We start from the raw sequence: 14,843 nt of genomic DNA, 5'->3' as shown, positions 1-14,843 counted from the left end.
TCCACACCCTCGGCGTGCGTCGAATCTCGCGCCGCACTCGCCCCGGTCTGCCAGAGTGGGTTGATGAGGTGGTCGTTCGCCCTGCTGGCGGTTCTCGCGCTGGTTGCCGGATGTAGCAGTGCCGCAACGCATTCGGGGTGGCGAGAGCTGCCCGCACCGGCGGCGGGCGCGCGGGTGCTGGAGCTGATCCCGGTTCGCGACGGGGTACTGGCGCTCGGGTCGGTGCCCTCCGGTGCGGATCGGGCTCCGGCCGCCTGGCTCTCGGCCGACGGCACCCGGTGGTCATCGATCCCGGTGCGACCGCAGAGTCCGTACGGGTTTCTGGCGGAACTGATTTCGGCGGGCGCGGGGGAGCGGACCGTCGTACTGGGTCAGGCTTTCGGTGGCGCGCACGGGAATCCGCGCATGACGGTCTGGAGCGCCGACCACCCCGAGTTGGTGGACCACCCCGCCGAGCTGGTCGAGCATCCGCAGGTTTTCGAATTGTTCGGCGGTCCGCACGCGTTAGCGGTGACGGCCGCCGCAGGTCTCGCCGGTGTCACCGTGCTGATCGGCGGATGGGACGGTCCCGGCGGCCGCTACGGCGCTGCCACCTGGACCTCGGTCGACGGCGCGACCTGGGAACGGCATGCGGACGATCCCGTCCTGTCCTCGGCTCCCGGTGAATTGACCGGCGCTGCCGCCATCACCACCGGCCCGCCCGGTTTCGTGATCGTCGGTCAGACCCAGCGCGATCGCACCCAACTGCCGCTGGAATGGACCTCCCCGGACGGCTTCACCTGGCGGCGCATCTCCCTGCCGGGCACCGCCGCCCTCGCCACCCGGGCGGGCTGTAATCCTGACCGCTGCACCATCTTCGGTCAATCCACCTCGGCGTCGCCCACCCTGCTGTGCTGGCCGAACGACGCCACCCCGGCCGTCCCCGGTCCGGCCGCCGGAATCATCGACACCCTGAAGGTCATCGCCGAGGACTCCCGAACCCTGGCGATGGTCCGGCTCGACGGCGCGGCGCACCTGCTGTCCGTCGATCCGAATTGCGCCGACTGGCAGGACATTCCACTCCCGGTTCCCGCGACCCGAGTCCAAATGGCAGCGCTCCCAGCCGGACTCCTGCTGTCGACCATCGAGGACAACGCCAGCCGCCTCTGGCTCCGCTCGCAACCCTGACTCCTCCGGCGGGCGGTTTCCGGCGCGGGTGGACCCCGTGCACGCCCGCGTCATTGCGCGTGCGCAAACTGTCCAGTTTGCGTTGCTAGGGTATTGCGGTGGCGAATGGCTGGCGGGCTGGGAGGATGCGCGGGTGACGCAGGCGCTGATCGTTATGGCGGGGGCGGTGGCGCTGTGGTCGCTGCTGGCCGCGCGGTTGGAGCGGTGGCAGATCACCGCGCCGCTGGCAATGGTGGTGGCCGGGATCGTGGTGGGGTTCGGGACCCGGAACACGCTCGGTGAGACGCTCAATACCAAGGTCGCACAGCACGCGGCCGAGATCGTGCTGGCGGTGCTGCTGTTCGTCGATGCCACCGAGGTGCGCGGCGGACTGTTCGGCCCGCAGCCGCGCGCGGTGTTCCGCATGCTGCTGATCGGCCTGCCGCTGGGGCTGGGGCTATCGGTGCTATTCGGGGCCTGGCTGCTGCCGGGACTGTCCTGGGCGGTATTGCTGGTCATTGCCTGCGTCGTGGTGCCCATCGATTTCGCACCCGCGGCGTTCATTCTGCGAGACAGGCGGATTCCGCTGCGGGTGCGCGAGGTGCTCAATGTCGAGGGCGGCTACAACGACGGAATCGTTTCGCCCATCTTCATTTTCGCGCTCGCGCTGGCCGGTGACGCCTCGCACGCCACCACGCCGATGGGTGCGCTCGGCGATGCGCTGCCCTCGGCGGTGAAGGCCATCGCGGTCGGCGTCGCGGTGGGCTGGGCGCTGTCCGCGGCGACCAAGGCGGCCGAACAGCACGATCTGATGAGTCATCAGTCCAAGCGCATGGCCATGGTGGCCGCGCCGATCCTCACCTATGCGGTGGCGGTCGGCTTCGGCGGCAATGGTTTCGTCGCCGCCTTCGTCTGCGGTCTGACGCTCAATTTCTTCCGGCATTCGACGAGCTTCCATCGCGAATTGGAATTGATCGACGATATCGGCTTCCTGCTGACCACCGCCATGTGGTTCGTCTTCGGCAGCGTCGCGGTCTTCTCCCTCGCCGAGGGACATGAATGGCGCGCCGTGCTTTTCGCGGTCGCCGCCCTGACCGTGGTGCGCATCGTGCCCACCTATCTGGCGATGATCGGCTCGCATTTCTCGATGCGGGACCGCTGGCTGCTCGCCGCGCTGGGCCCGCGCGGCACCACCTCGATCGTGTTCGGCCTGCTCGCCTTCAATGGATTGAGCGGCGAGGCAGCCGATCTGGTCCTGCTGACCCTGGTGTTCACGGTGCTCGGCAGCATTCTGCTGCACGGGGCGGGCGTCCCGCTGGCCGCCCGCCGCCACGGTCAGGCCCGCTGACGCGCCTCCTGCCCGAACGAGCCCACCGGCAGCGAACCGTCGGGCAGCACCAGATCCCCGGATTCCAACCGGATGCGCAGATAGCGGAACAGCTGCGCGGTCTGCGCGAAGAGATGTTCACCCGCCCGCAGCGGTGCGCGTTGCGGCCGATCGGGCGAGGTGAATTGCGGGAGCGGTTCGACGACGGTGTGATAGTCGACATTGAAGAACAGCGGGAACGAATACCGTTCCTGTTTCACCTTGCGCACCCGATGCGTGGTGGCGACGAATTCGCCATTGGTCCAGAGTTCGAGCATGTCACCGATATTGATGACGAAGGTATCCGGAATCGGCGGCACATCGATCCAATCGCCCGCGCCGTTCATCACCTCCAGTCCGGGAGCGGTCGGCTTGAGCAGGGTGAAGCATTCGAAATCGCTGTGCGCGCCGATGCCCATGGCATCCTCGGCCCGCTCGTCATAGGGATAGTGGATCAGGCGCAGCTGACTGGGCGTCTTGGTGGCATAGCGCAGGAAGGTGTCCGGATCCTCGCCGAGGGTGACCGCGAACGCCCACAGCAGCTGCCTGCCGAGATCAAGGACGGCCTGATAGTAGGTGGTGACGGTATCGGCGAAACCCGGTAGCGCGGGCCAGACATTGGGTCCGAGCATGGGATTGCCCGCCAGATGATCGGGATCGTCCGCGGGCAGATCGAGCGCGGTGTCGAAGGCTTCCTTCAAATCCGGTGTGCCGCCGTCGAATCCCTCCTCGCCGGTGGGGACATAGCCGCGATGGCAGTCCGACAGCCCGATATAGGAGCGCATCTTCTCCTCGAGCGGTAGCGCGAAGAACCGCTCGGTGGCGGCGAGCAACCCCTCGAACAGCGCCGGGTCGACCCCCGAACCGCTGATATAGAAGAACCCGACTTCGCGTGCGGCCCGGCCGATCTCATCGGCGACCGCGCGCCGTTCGGCCGGATCGGCCGAACGCAGTCCGGCCACATCGATGACCGGAACCGAGGTGAACGAGGTTACCTTGCTCATAGCGTCACATTTCCTTCCGTATGGCCGATCAGCCACTCCCGGGTGCGGAGCGCGCCGTGATCGTCGATGTCATTGGTGTGCAGGTGAATTCGGGAATCACCGACCCAGCGCGGAGCCAGTCGCTGTGATTCGCGATAGGGCAGCGCGGAATCGGTGATGATCCATTCGCGGCCCTCGATAGATCCGAGTGAGAGTTCCACGGTCCCGGCGGTGGTTCGCATTGCCCAGCCGAACAATCGGTCGACCCGCACCAGTAGCGCTCGTCCGCCGTCGCCGGACCGCAATTCCATTGCCCAGCAGTCCTGTCCGGGGCTGTCCCGTATCCAGTGTTCGAAGTAGTCCGCGTGCACGCCCACTTCGACCAGCACATCCGCCGCGTAGCTCATCCGGCCCTCATCCGGATGCGGTCCGGGTGGCTGCAATTCGATGCTGCGCCGCCAATGGAAGACATCGGCGTACTGGGTGAGCTGTCCGGCGAATCCGTCCTGCATGCGCATCCAGGCGCGCTGCTGATCGGTGAGATCCGCCGCACAGTGCACGCCGGTGAAATCGGGCCGGGGCATCGGCCTGCGCAGGTCGACGAAACGCGTAATGCCTTGTAGCCAGCGCACATCGGTGGTGATGTCCTGTGACCCGTCGGGATCGACCAGCAGCGTGCGCTCCCAGAGTCCGGCGCAGTCCGCCATCCGCACCGGTGTATCGGTCTCATGCGCGTTCATGCCGGGAACCGTTCGTGGAAGTGCCGGGTCCAGTGCGGCCAGGCATGCGGATCGTGCCCGGGGATGAGCGGATAGTTCTTCTCGTAGGCGAGTTTCTTGAGCCGCCGGATCGGCTCGATGGTGTCTTCCGGATCGACCCCGACGAAGCCGCCGATGGCCAGTTCATGATCGATATTCTCGGTGAGATCGGCTGCGTCGAAGGCGAATACGAATCCGCCGCCGCCCACGGTGCGATCCAGTTCGACCATGAAACTCTGATGTCCGGGCGTATGCCCGTAGGTCGGTATAGCGGTGATGCCGGGCGCGATCACCGCCTCACCGTCCGCGAGTTGCCAGTCGATGCGTGGATCGTCGAAGTCGACCCGCGCCATCGCATGGTGTTCCGGCTCCGGATGATTGGACAGCCCGTATTCCAGCTCGATGCGCTGGGCGTGCACCGGCACTCTGCCCGCGAACAGTTTCAACCCGCCCGCGTGATCGTGATGCAGATGGCTGACCGCGACCGCGTGAATGTCATCGATATCGATTCCGATGTCGTGCAACGATTCCTCGATCGGCTCACCCGGACCGGGCAGCACCGGAATGTATTCCACGCTCGGATAGAACCGCCGGTACAGCGCCGGATCGCGAATCAGCGCGGTATTGAATCCGGTATCGAGCAGCACCCAGCCGCCATCGGTCTGCAGCAGCACACCCGGCGTGGGTTCTCGGAGCCGCTCATGCGCCGGAGCCCCGTGTACGGAAATGGCTTTGGGCAGTTCCTCCCAGCCCAGGGTGAGCAGGACGATGCGGCGTACACCCGTCATGGTTCACCCCACCGACAATCCGGCCAGGCGTAGCGAATTCGGCTCGGTCACCGCATGGGATTCGGCGACGCCCTTGAGCCAGGGCTGCGCGACCATGAAGTCATTGACATCGGCGATATTGAGCCAGCAGCCGGTGGCCGAGGCCTGTTCCGCGGCGCGCGAGAACACGTCCGCCGCACCGGATTCGCGTCCGGCGGCCAGCGAGGAGGTGACATCGGAGGAGGAGCAGTTCAGGTAGTTCAGGCCGCCGTCGGGATCGAAATTGATATGCCCCCAGGTGTACGGCGACGGCGCGTCCGGCCAGCCCGCGAGCAACAGCATTTCCGGCGCGTCGGCCGGGGTGGTGCCGACCCAGCCGTAGATCTGCGAGGTGGGATAGCCCTGCACCTTGGCGGTGATGCCGACCGTGGCCAGCTGCGTCTGGATCAGATTGCCGACCAGCTGATTGTCGGGATTGCTGGAGTCGTAGCCGACGGTCACGGTCTTCTGATCGGCGGGCAGACCCGACACGATCTTCTGCAGTGCCGAAGTGTCATGTGTGACAGTCTGTTTCGCGTAGTCGGCCGCCATCATATTCGGTGGATACACCTGCGCCCCGACCTTGCCGCGCCCGAAGTAGGTCTGCTGCACGATCTGCTGTAGGTCGATGGCCTGGTTCAAGGCCGCGCGCGCCGGCTGTGAGGTGAACATCCCCTTGTGCGGGTTCACGTAGAAGTAGTTCGACATCATGGTCGGCAGTGAGTAATTCGCGAATTTGGAATTGCCGATGTACGACGAGACCGCCGAGGACGGCAGATCGTGCAGCACCGCCGCCAGCTGGCCGTTGTTGAATTGCAGCTGCTGTGAGGAGGTATCGGTGATCACCGGCAGATCGACGGTGGTGAAGTACGGCTTGCTGCCCCAGTAATCGCCGAAAGCGGCCAGCGCGTAATGGGATCCGACCTGTGCGTCGGTGAGTGTGTACGGGCCGGTGCCGAGATCGTGGGTGGTCAGATAGGTCTGGGTGTTATCGGTCCCGGCATTGGCGGCCAGTCCGGTGGGACTGAGCATGCGCGGCCCGTACGGCGAGGCGAGGTAGTCCAGGAACACCGCGTTTGGTGCCTTCAGCGTGATCGTCGCGGCGTAATCACCCTGTGTGGTAACGGATTCGATGTCCGACACCATGTACGCCGGGCCCTGATTCACCGCCAGCCGGCGATCGAACGAGGTCTTGATGGCGGCCGAGGTGAACGGCGTCCCGTCATGGAATTTCACGCCCTGGCGCAGCGTGAAGGTGAACACCTTGTTATCCGGTGACGCCGTCCACGCGGTGGCCAGCAGCGGTTGCAGCTCGGCCTTCTCGGTGCCCGGGGCGTATTGCAGCAGTCCCTCGTACAGATTCGTGGTCAGCAGCAATCCCTGTCCGGCGTAATAGACGTCCGGGTCCGGCGGCTGACCCGGATCCTGCAGGAAGGACAGGTGCAGCACCTTATCGGTCGGTGCGGCATTGGGTGTGTGATCGGCGGAACCGCACGCGGTGAGCGCGAGCAGTGTGGCGGAGGCGAAAGCGGTTGCGGCCAGGAGCCTTCGGGCGGTGTGGAGCATAGGGCGGTTCCTTCGAATCGAACTTCAGGGGAAGGTCAGGCGGTGACGAGGCGCGGATCGGCGGCAGCCTGGAGCAGGTCGACGACCGTATTGATGACGACGTAGACCGCGCCGAGCAGCAGCGTCACCCCGGCGATGGCGGGGAAGTCGGCGACCGGAATGCTCTGGGCGACGTACTGGCCGATACCCGGCCAGCCGAAGACCTGCTCGACCACGAGCACGCCCGAGAACATCAGTCCCACTTGTAATCCCGTCATGGACAGGGCCGCGCCGACGCAATTGCGCAGTACATGCCGCAGCAGGATGCGGGCCGGGCTCAGGCCCTTGGCCTTGGCGGTGCGCGCGTAATCGCTGTCGATGTCGGTGAGCAGACTCGACCGCAGCACCCGGCCGATCGCCACCGCCGGACCGAGCGCGATGACGGTGGCGGGCAGGATGAGATGGCTGAACGCGTCGGTGACCACATCGAACCGCCCGGCCAGCAGACCGTCCACGGTGAGCAAACCCGTTGGGCCCGTTGGTGCTCCGGAGATGGACGACCGGCCATTGGCGGGCACCCAGCCCAGGCGCTGATAGAACACGATCAGCCCGAGGATGCCGAGTAGGAACATCGGCACCGACGCACCGGCGAACAGCACCGCCCGCAGTACGCCCGCACCGGGCCAGCGCAGCGTGGTGGCGAAGGCCAGCAGCGCCGCCAGCGCGAGCGCGATCACCAGGGCGCACAGCGCGAGTTCCAGTGTCGCGGGCACGAAATGCAGCAGATCGGTGCTCACCGGTCGGCGGGTGCGATACGAGGTGCCGAAATCGCCGTGCGCCGCCGCGGTCAGATAGTGCCAGAACTGCACCGGCACCGGCTGATCCAGGCCGAGCTCATGCCGTCGCGCCGCGATGGCGGCCTGCGAGGCCGAACTGCCCAGCTGCGCGTGCACCGGGTCCAGCGGCGAAATGCGTTGCAGCACGAACATGACGCCGGTGAGCGCGATGAGGATGGCCACCATGGCGGCGAGCCGGGAGATGATGAATCCACGCATATCAGCGGTCCCTACTCGTGAGATTGCGCAGGCAGTCACCGGCGACGGTGCCGATCAGCGCCAGCACCGCGACGCCGAGTCCCGGCATGACCGGAATCCACCACTGCTGCAGGAAGTAACTGAGATTGCGGGCCGCGTCCGCGCCGAGTTCCGGTGCGGGTGCGGGCTGCCCGAGTCCCAGGAAGGACAGCGAGGCCAGGGTGAGGATGAGCGTGCCCAGATCCAGGCTGGCCGCCACCAGCGCACCCGGTGCCGCACCGGGCAGCAGATGGCGCAGCGCCAGCCGAATCGGCCGCACCCCACTGAGTTTCGCGGCCTCCACGTGCGGCCGGGCGGCCAGCGCGGCGATCTCACCGCGCACCAGCCGGGCGTAGAACGGCCACCATACGATGGAGACCGCGATCAGGGTGTGGGTGAAGCCGGGACCGAGCGCGGCGACCACGGCAATGGCCAGCACCGGCGCGGGCAGCGCCAGGAACGCATCGGTGACGCGCATCAGCAGGTTGTCGATCCAGCCGCCGACCGTGCCCGCGATCAGGCCGATCAGACCGCCTACGGCCAGGCCGCTCGCCACCACCGCGAGGGCGGCGAACCAGCTGGCGCGCATACCGTAGAGCACCCGGCTCAGCAGATCGCGGCCGATATTGTCGGTGCCGAGCAGGAATCCGCCGTGCCCGGGCGATTGCAGCGGCATGCCCACCGGCAGCAGCGGATCGTAGGGCGCGAGCACCGGCACGGCGAGCGCGACCAGCGTCACCACACCGAGCAACGCCACCCCGACGCCATTCCAGCCGCCGGGAAAAGCGCGCGGCGCCACCGTGATTCGGGTACCGCGCAATCGAGTGAGCGCGGGCAGGGCGACGGTCATATCAGCTCACCTTCTGTTCGATACACGCCACCTGATGCGTACCGCCGGGAATGCCCTCGAGCCGGACATCGAGCCGCGCATCGGCGCAGGCGTCCACCGCCACCGGGCAGCGCGGATGGAACGCACACCCCGATGGGGGAGCGAGCGGGCTCGCGGGCTCACCCCGGGGCGCGACGGGTGCGCGCGCGGGATCCGGAATGGCATCGATGAGCGCGCGGGTATAGGGATGCACCGGATTGCCGAGAACCTCATCGGCGGTGCCGATTTCGACGATTCGCCCCAGATACATGACCGCGATCCGATCGGCCACCACCCGGGCGACCGCCAGATCGTGCGTGACGAAGACGACCGACATACCCAGGCTTCGGCGCAGCTCACCGATGAGGTTGATCACCGACGCCGCCAGCGAGACATCCAGCGCGCTGGTCGGCTCATCGCACAGCAGGATCGACGGCGGCACCACGGTCGCCCGCGCCAGCGAAACCCGTTGCCGCTGACCGCCGGACAGCTGCCGCGCCCGCGCCTTCGCGATCTCGGGCACCAGCCCGACCCGCCCCAACGCCGTCTCGACCGCGGCCTTGCGCTCGCCCCGCGACAGCCCCGACCGCAACAGTCGCTCGGAAATCAACTCGCCCACCGACATCCACGGCGTCAGCGAGGCCCCCGCGTCCTGGAACACCATCTGCGGCCGCTCATCGGAGTTCGCCCCGGTCTGTACGGTCCCGCCGCTCGCCTGCTCCAAACCGGCGATCACGCGCAGCAGCGTGGACTTGCCGCATCCGCTCTCCCCGACCAGCGCCACCGCCTCACCGCGTTCGACGGTCAGCGAAACCCGCCGCAGCGCATGCAATGTCGCGCGATTGCGCAACCCGCCGACGCTGAACGTCTTGGTCACGTCACGCAGCACCACGGCCGGTGCGGCCTCGGCCTCGCCTTTCGTTATCGACTGCGGTACAGCGTCATTCGTTGATGCGTCGGCCGATCGAGCCTTTGCCGCGATGCTCTCTCCACGGTCCTTGTCCACGGGCACAATGCATGCCGATACCCGTTCGACTGCGATCTCGGCCGGTTCCGGGGGAGTGCTGGAGCATCGCGCGACGGCCTGCTCGCAGCGGGGCGCGAACGCGCAGCCGGGCAGGGGCGCGGCGGGACTCGGCACTTCACCGGGCAGCGCCGCGAGACGTTCGCCGAGCGGGGTGGTCAGGGTGAGGCGGGACCGGAGCAGGCCGCGAGTGTAGGGGTGCGCCGGGTCGCCGAGCACCTGTGCGGTGGGGCCGATTTCGGCGATCCGCCCGGCGTACAGCACCGCGAGGCGGTCCGAGATCTGCGCCGCCACCCCGAGATCGTGGGTGATCAGCAGAATGCCGCAGCCGAGCTCCTCGCGAATTCCGCGCAGCAGGGCCAGAACCTGCGCCTGCACGGTGACGTCCAGCGCGGTCGTCGGCTCGTCGGCGATGATCAATTCCGGGTTGCCCGCGATCGCCATGGCGATCATGACGCGCTGGCGTAAACCGCCGGACAGCTCATGGGGGTAGCTGCGCATCCGCCGCGCGGGTTCGGGGATCCCCACCGCGGTGAGCAGTCGTATCGCTTCGGCTTCGCTCCCGGCGGCCTCGACGACCTGTGCGCCGATGCGCATGGTCGGATTCAGCGAGGTCATCGGATCCTGGAATACCGCACCGAGATCCAGTCGCCGCACCTTGCGCAGTGTTCGCTCGTCACCGGCGACCATATCGGCCCCGGCGACCGTGATCGAACCTTCCACGCGGGTTCCGGCGGGCAGCAGGCCCAGCAGCGAATAGCCGAGAACGCTTTTCCCGGAACCTGATTCGCCGACGAGTCCGAGGATCTCGCCGCGCCGCACGCCGAGCGACACCCCGCGCAGCGCGAATACCTCACGCCCGCCGCGGCGGAACGTCACGCGCAGCTCCTCGACAGTGCCGACCTCGGACACCTCGGTGTCCAGCAATGCAGTGCCCATGAACGCTCCTACCGATCAACCTGTCAATCGATAGTTTTTAGGTGTCGCCGACCGTTTCGATGACGTGCGCGTATCGCTTGTGCTGCCCCTGGTAACTTCTGGATTGCCGGACGTTTCTGTCGAGTGACAGGAACCGCCCAATTCGCTTGCGCCCGTGCCGTTTCTCGCCCTGAACTGCGCAAACCCGGATTCGCGATCGAGGTCCGGGTGTACGGTCGAGCGATGACGCGGAACCGCCCCGGTCGTTTTCGCATTGCCCGCTGGGGCGCGCTGCTATCGGCGGCGGCCCTGATCGCCGCCGGATGCGATGGCGGGTCCGCCGGGGAGGCCGCACCGGCGGCGGCGCAGTGGCCGCCGGTGAGCGGTCGCGGCTCCTGCGCGGTCGACAAACAGGAGAACGTCCCCGCCGCCATGCGCGACGGCGTGGTGTTGAGAGCCGATGTGTACCGGCCCCGGACCGCCGAGCAGGTGCCGGTGATCCTCATGCGGACCCAGTACGGCAAGGCGGAGGCGCAGATTCAGCCGTTCCGCTATCAGTCGCCGGACTGGTTCGCCTCGCAGTGCTATCTCGTTGTCGTACAGGATATTCGGGGCCAGGGTGCGTCCGCGGGCACGTTCACCGAATTCGGGAACGACCTCGACGATGGATACGACTCGGTGGAATGGGCGGCCGGGCTCGCCGGATCCAATGGCAAGGTCGGGATGTACGGATCCTCGTATGTCGGTGCCACTCAATGGCTCGCGGCCGTCGGCGCGCCGCCGCATCTGACCACCATCGTGCCCGCCAACACCTCCTCCGACTATTACGACGGCTGGAACTACGAGGGCGGCGCGTTCCGGCTCGGCTTCGTCGAACCGTGGGCGATGGGGACGATCGCCGCGAGCTCCGCGCTCAATCGCGGTGATACCGGCACCGCCAAGCAATTGCGCTCGGACGTGGCGAATTACACGCGCTGGCTGGGATTCCGGCCGTATCAGCAGTTCCCGCCCATGCATCCGGAGAATCCCGCGGTCGCGCCCTGGTACTTCGATTGGCTCCGGCACGCCACCCGTGACGACTACTGGAAACAGTGGAGCATTCGCGACCGCTACGCGCAGGTGAAAGTGCCGGTGCTCGACATGGAGGGCTGGTACGACGCCTTCCTCGCGGGCGGGGTGGAGAACTTCACCGGTATGGTCGCCAACGGCGGCACCCCCGAGGCGCGGGCGAATCAGCGTCTGGTGATCGGCCCCTGGGACCATGTCGGCTGGGGCAGAACGGGTTCCGGCATCGGCACGCCCATGATGACCGCCGCCGGTGCGGCCGGGGACAGTCCCGTCAACGAACTCATGCTCGCCTGGTTCGATCAATTCCTGAAGGGCAAGGGCGGCAACGTATCCGGACACCCGATCGTGGACTACTTCCTGATGGGCGCGAACCGCTGGAAGAGCGCCACCGCCTGGCCGCTCCCCGATACCCGCTGGACCACCTACTACTTGTCGGGCGTCGGCGGCAATGGAATACAGGGCCGGGCCGGGCATTTGGGGACCGATGCGCCCAAAGATCCACAGCCCCCGGATATCTACGATTACGACCCGGCCAATCCGGTGCCCAGCGCGGGCGGACACTCCTGCTGCGGTGCGGGCACCGGCCCGCAGGGGCCGGTCGATCAGTTCGTGGTGGAGCAGCGCGCCGACGTGCTCACCTACACCACCGATCCGATGACCGTCGATACCGAGATCACCGGTCCGATCCAGCTGAAACTGTGGGCTTCGTCCACCGCTCCCGATACCGACTTCACCGCCAAGCTGGTCGCGCTCGCCCCGGACGGCAGCACGATGAACCTCAACAACGGCATCATCCGGGCCGCCTTCCGGGATTCGCTGGAGCATCCGTCACCCATCGAGCCCGGCCGCGCCTACGAGTACAAGATCGCCATCTGGCCGACGTCGTACCTGGTCAAAGCCGGTTATCGCATCAGGGTCGAGGTCTCCAGCAGTGACTTTCCGCAGTACGCGCCGAATCCGAACACCGGGGAACCCTTCGGCCTGAGCGCGAATTCACAGCTCGCCACGCAGACCGTCTATCACGATGCCGAGCACCCATCGGCCCTTGTACTACCGGTCATTCCGGGCAGCGATACCGGGAGCACCCGATTTCCTGTCGGGCACTGACCGTAGACTGCCAGGGAATACCCCTTGTAGGTATTTCAGCCATTTCACGACGCCATAGGAGATCATGTGTGCCAGCGAATCGTCTGTCAGGCCTGCGGTAAGCCCTCCTTCCAGGGCTGCGGCGAGCATGTCGAGGAAGTACTCGGCGATGTGCCTGTCGCACAGCGCTGCTCGTGCGCGAACCCGGGCGGCGGCAGCCGGGGCCTGTTCTCCCGGCAGTGATCACTCACGTGGTCGCGGCGTGTAGACGACCGACCACGGCCCGGCCCCGCCCGGTGTGGCCAAGGCCGATCGGGCGCCGTCGGCGGTAATGACCTCGGCGGTGAGCTGGGCGAAACGGGGTGCGGCCGGGTGAGCGCCGGTGCCCGGCCAGACCGCCGCGAGCCGGCGGCGCAGCGGCCGTCCGGTGATCGGACGCCAGGCCACCCGGGGTTCGCGCCGCGCGGTGCTCTCCAGCTCCAGGGCGATTCCGTGCCCCGCCAGCACCAACCCCAGCAGGAATTCCGGATTGCGGGCATGCCGAATGCGGGCGGGCACGAATCCCCGCGCCCGGCAATGCTCGAGCAGCCGATCGTGCCAATCGGGTGCGGCGGCGCGGGGGAACAGCACCAGATCGTGTCCGGTCAGCTCGGCGAGCTCGAGCTCCGATGACCGGGCCAGGGCATCGGTGCGCGGCAGCACCACGCCGAGTTCGAGGTCGACGATCGGGCCGTGCGCCAGATCGGGCAGGGCCGCCGGATGATCGACCAGACCCACATCCAGGGCCGAGGTATCGAGTACCCGGAGTTGTTCCGCGGTGGTGAGTTCCAGCAAATCGACTGTGAGACCGGGTATTTCGGCCTCGATTCGGGACAGCAGCGCATGCAGCAGGGTGGCGGGCAGATCCGGCGGCACCCCGGCGCGCAAGGTGCCGAGGTCGCCGTCGCCCGCCTTGCGCATCACGGTGCGCAGCCTTTCCTCGGCGGCCAGCATGCGCCGCGCCTGATCGATCAGCAGCGTGCCCGCGGCGGTGAGTTCGACCTGCCGACGGGAGCGATCGAACAGTGTCACGCCGAGTTCGCGTTCCAATCGCTGCACCGATTGGCTCAGCGGCGGCTGGGCCATGCCCAGCAGTTCGGCAGCCCGGCCGAAATGCAGTTCCTGCGCCACGACCAGGAAATAGCGCAGGTGCCGGGCCAGATCCACCCGGCAACGATATGCCATCGGATATGAGTTCGGGACCCGGCTACCGTGGTCCGGTGCTGGAAGAGATCTTCGCGGCCGTCCCGGTGCGGGGCTGGTTGCACGCCATCGATATCGATACCGGTCGTGAGGTCGGGGTGCGCGCCGACGAGCGGGTGGTGATCGCCTCGATCTTCAAGATTCTGCTGGCGCTGGAGTTCTGCCGCCAGGTCGATGCGGGCCAGGTGGATGCCACCGAACGGGTGCGGGTGCGGGCCGAGGATCGGCTCGGCGGCTGGGGCACCGCCGGATGCGCGGACGATATCGAAGTGTCGCTGCGCGATCTGGCCTACTTCGCCATGTCGGTGAGCGATAACACCGCCGCCGATCTCGTGTTGCGGCGCATCGGTGCGGATACGCCCGGTCTGCTCGCCGCCGAACTCGGTTTGGACCACACCCGGGTGATCGGCGGACCCCGGCAGCTGCTGGAATCCATGCTGGCCGATGCCGGTGCGGCCGACGGGGCCGAATTCGCCCGCGTCTACCCGACTTTGACGTGCGCCGAGGTCGCGGCCATGCGGGTCTTCGATCCGGCGCACACCACCTCCAGCACACCCCGCGATATCACCCGGTTGCTGACCCTGATCTGGCAGGACCGTGCGGGTTCGCCCGCCGCCTGCGCCGCCACCCGGGATCTGCTCGGGCGGCAACTGTTCTGGACCCGCCTGGCCGCGGGCTTCCCGGATGAGGTGCGGGTGGCATCGAAGACCGGCACGCTGCCCGGACTGCATATGGAGGCGGGTGTCATCGAATATCCGGACGGCGGCCGGTACGCGGTGGCGATCTTCGCGCGCACCGAGGAGCTCGGCAGCCGCCGCCTCGACGTCGATCTGGCCATGAGTCGCGCCGCCCGCGCCTCCGTGGAAATGCTTCGTACCAGCGCTGATATCCGTTCACCTATCACCTGATTCGGCTTTTGATCTTGGACACCGGCGGGTGCGGGCTGCTTTCGTCATCGAT

13 protein-coding genes are annotated in these 14,843 nt (G+C 67.2%); 5 read left to right on the top strand and 8 right to left on the bottom strand.

What is annotated here, in order from left to right:
• Positions 1-63: 63 nt before the first annotated feature.
• Both ACFC4D_RS04660 and ACFC4D_RS04655 read left to right on the top strand, forming a co-directional pair.
• Positions 64-1,167 (top strand): hypothetical protein, encoded by a 1,104-nt coding sequence (locus tag ACFC4D_RS04660; protein WP_376061834.1) that lies wholly within the window; start codon positions 64-66, stop codon positions 1,165-1,167.
• A 133-nt stretch (positions 1,168-1,300) separates the two neighbouring features.
• Positions 1,301-2,494, top strand: coding sequence for a cation:proton antiporter (locus ACFC4D_RS04655; protein WP_376061833.1), 1,194 nt, complete (start codon positions 1,301-1,303; stop codon positions 2,492-2,494).
• Here the strand turns inward: ACFC4D_RS04655 and ACFC4D_RS04650 are convergent.
• Genes ACFC4D_RS04650 through ACFC4D_RS04620 form a run of 7 tightly spaced genes read right to left on the bottom strand, consistent with a single transcriptional unit; the run spans position 2,482 to position 10,508 of the window.
• Positions 2,482-3,516: an isopenicillin N synthase family dioxygenase gene (locus ACFC4D_RS04650; protein WP_376061832.1), complete on the bottom strand. Its 1,035-nt coding sequence runs from the start codon at positions 3,514-3,516 to the stop codon at positions 2,482-2,484. The genes ACFC4D_RS04655 and ACFC4D_RS04650 overlap by 13 nt on opposite strands.
• Positions 3,513-4,235: a hypothetical protein gene (locus ACFC4D_RS04645; RefSeq protein ID WP_376061831.1), complete on the bottom strand. Its 723-nt coding sequence runs from the start codon at positions 4,233-4,235 to the stop codon at positions 3,513-3,515. Before ACFC4D_RS04645 ends, ACFC4D_RS04650 begins: the two co-directional genes overlap by 4 nt.
• Positions 4,232-5,041 carry an N-acyl homoserine lactonase family protein gene (locus ACFC4D_RS04640; RefSeq protein ID WP_376061830.1) on the bottom strand — a complete coding sequence of 270 codons (810 nt, stop codon included), beginning with the start codon at positions 5,039-5,041 and terminating at the stop codon, positions 4,232-4,234. The genes ACFC4D_RS04645 and ACFC4D_RS04640 overlap by 4 nt, the downstream gene beginning before the upstream one ends.
• 3 nt (positions 5,042-5,044) lie before the next feature.
• The gene (locus ACFC4D_RS04635) at positions 5,045-6,625 is read right to left on the bottom strand and encodes an ABC transporter substrate-binding protein (protein ID WP_376061829.1); all 1,581 of its coding nucleotides are present in this window, start codon (positions 6,623-6,625) and stop codon (positions 5,045-5,047) included.
• Between the two features lie 35 nt (positions 6,626-6,660).
• The gene (locus tag ACFC4D_RS04630; protein ID WP_375966606.1) at positions 6,661-7,659 is read right to left on the bottom strand and encodes an ABC transporter permease; all 999 of its coding nucleotides are present in this window, start codon (positions 7,657-7,659) and stop codon (positions 6,661-6,663) included.
• A gap of 1 nt (position 7,660) precedes the next feature.
• Entirely contained in the window at positions 7,661-8,527 is an 867-nt protein-coding gene (locus ACFC4D_RS04625; protein ID WP_376061828.1) for an ABC transporter permease, read from the bottom strand.
• A gap of 1 nt (position 8,528) precedes the next feature.
• Positions 8,529-10,508, bottom strand: coding sequence for a dipeptide ABC transporter ATP-binding protein (locus ACFC4D_RS04620; protein WP_376061827.1), 1,980 nt, complete (start codon positions 10,506-10,508; stop codon positions 8,529-8,531).
• 222 nt (positions 10,509-10,730) lie between these two features.
• Between ACFC4D_RS04620 and ACFC4D_RS04615 the strand changes: the two genes are divergently transcribed.
• Together ACFC4D_RS04615 and ACFC4D_RS04610 are read left to right on the top strand one after the other, a co-directional pair.
• Complete coding sequence (locus tag ACFC4D_RS04615; RefSeq protein ID WP_376061826.1) at positions 10,731-12,662, top strand: CocE/NonD family hydrolase; 1,932 nt, start codon at positions 10,731-10,733, stop codon at positions 12,660-12,662.
• A gap of 66 nt (positions 12,663-12,728) precedes the next feature.
• Positions 12,729-12,884: a hypothetical protein gene (locus ACFC4D_RS04610; RefSeq protein ID WP_364633016.1), complete on the top strand. Its 156-nt coding sequence runs from the start codon at positions 12,729-12,731 to the stop codon at positions 12,882-12,884.
• Here the strand turns inward: ACFC4D_RS04610 and ACFC4D_RS04605 are convergent, their stop codons facing one another.
• Entirely contained in the window at positions 12,885-13,847 is a 963-nt protein-coding gene (locus ACFC4D_RS04605; protein ID WP_376061825.1) for a LysR family transcriptional regulator, read from the bottom strand. It lies immediately after the preceding gene.
• A gap of 23 nt (positions 13,848-13,870) precedes the next feature.
• On the opposite strand from ACFC4D_RS04605, the gene ACFC4D_RS04600 reads away from it, so the two are divergent.
• Positions 13,871-14,791: a serine hydrolase gene (locus ACFC4D_RS04600; protein ID WP_376061824.1), complete on the top strand. Its 921-nt coding sequence runs from the start codon at positions 13,871-13,873 to the stop codon at positions 14,789-14,791.
• Positions 14,792-14,843: the final 52 nt, after the last annotated feature.

Origin of the sequence: Nocardia sp. NPDC056000 (assembly GCF_042269265.1) — a bacterium.
Taxonomy (GTDB): domain Bacteria; phylum Actinomycetota; class Actinomycetes; order Mycobacteriales; family Mycobacteriaceae; genus Nocardia.
This window is presented reverse-complemented; position numbering and strand designations above follow the sequence as displayed.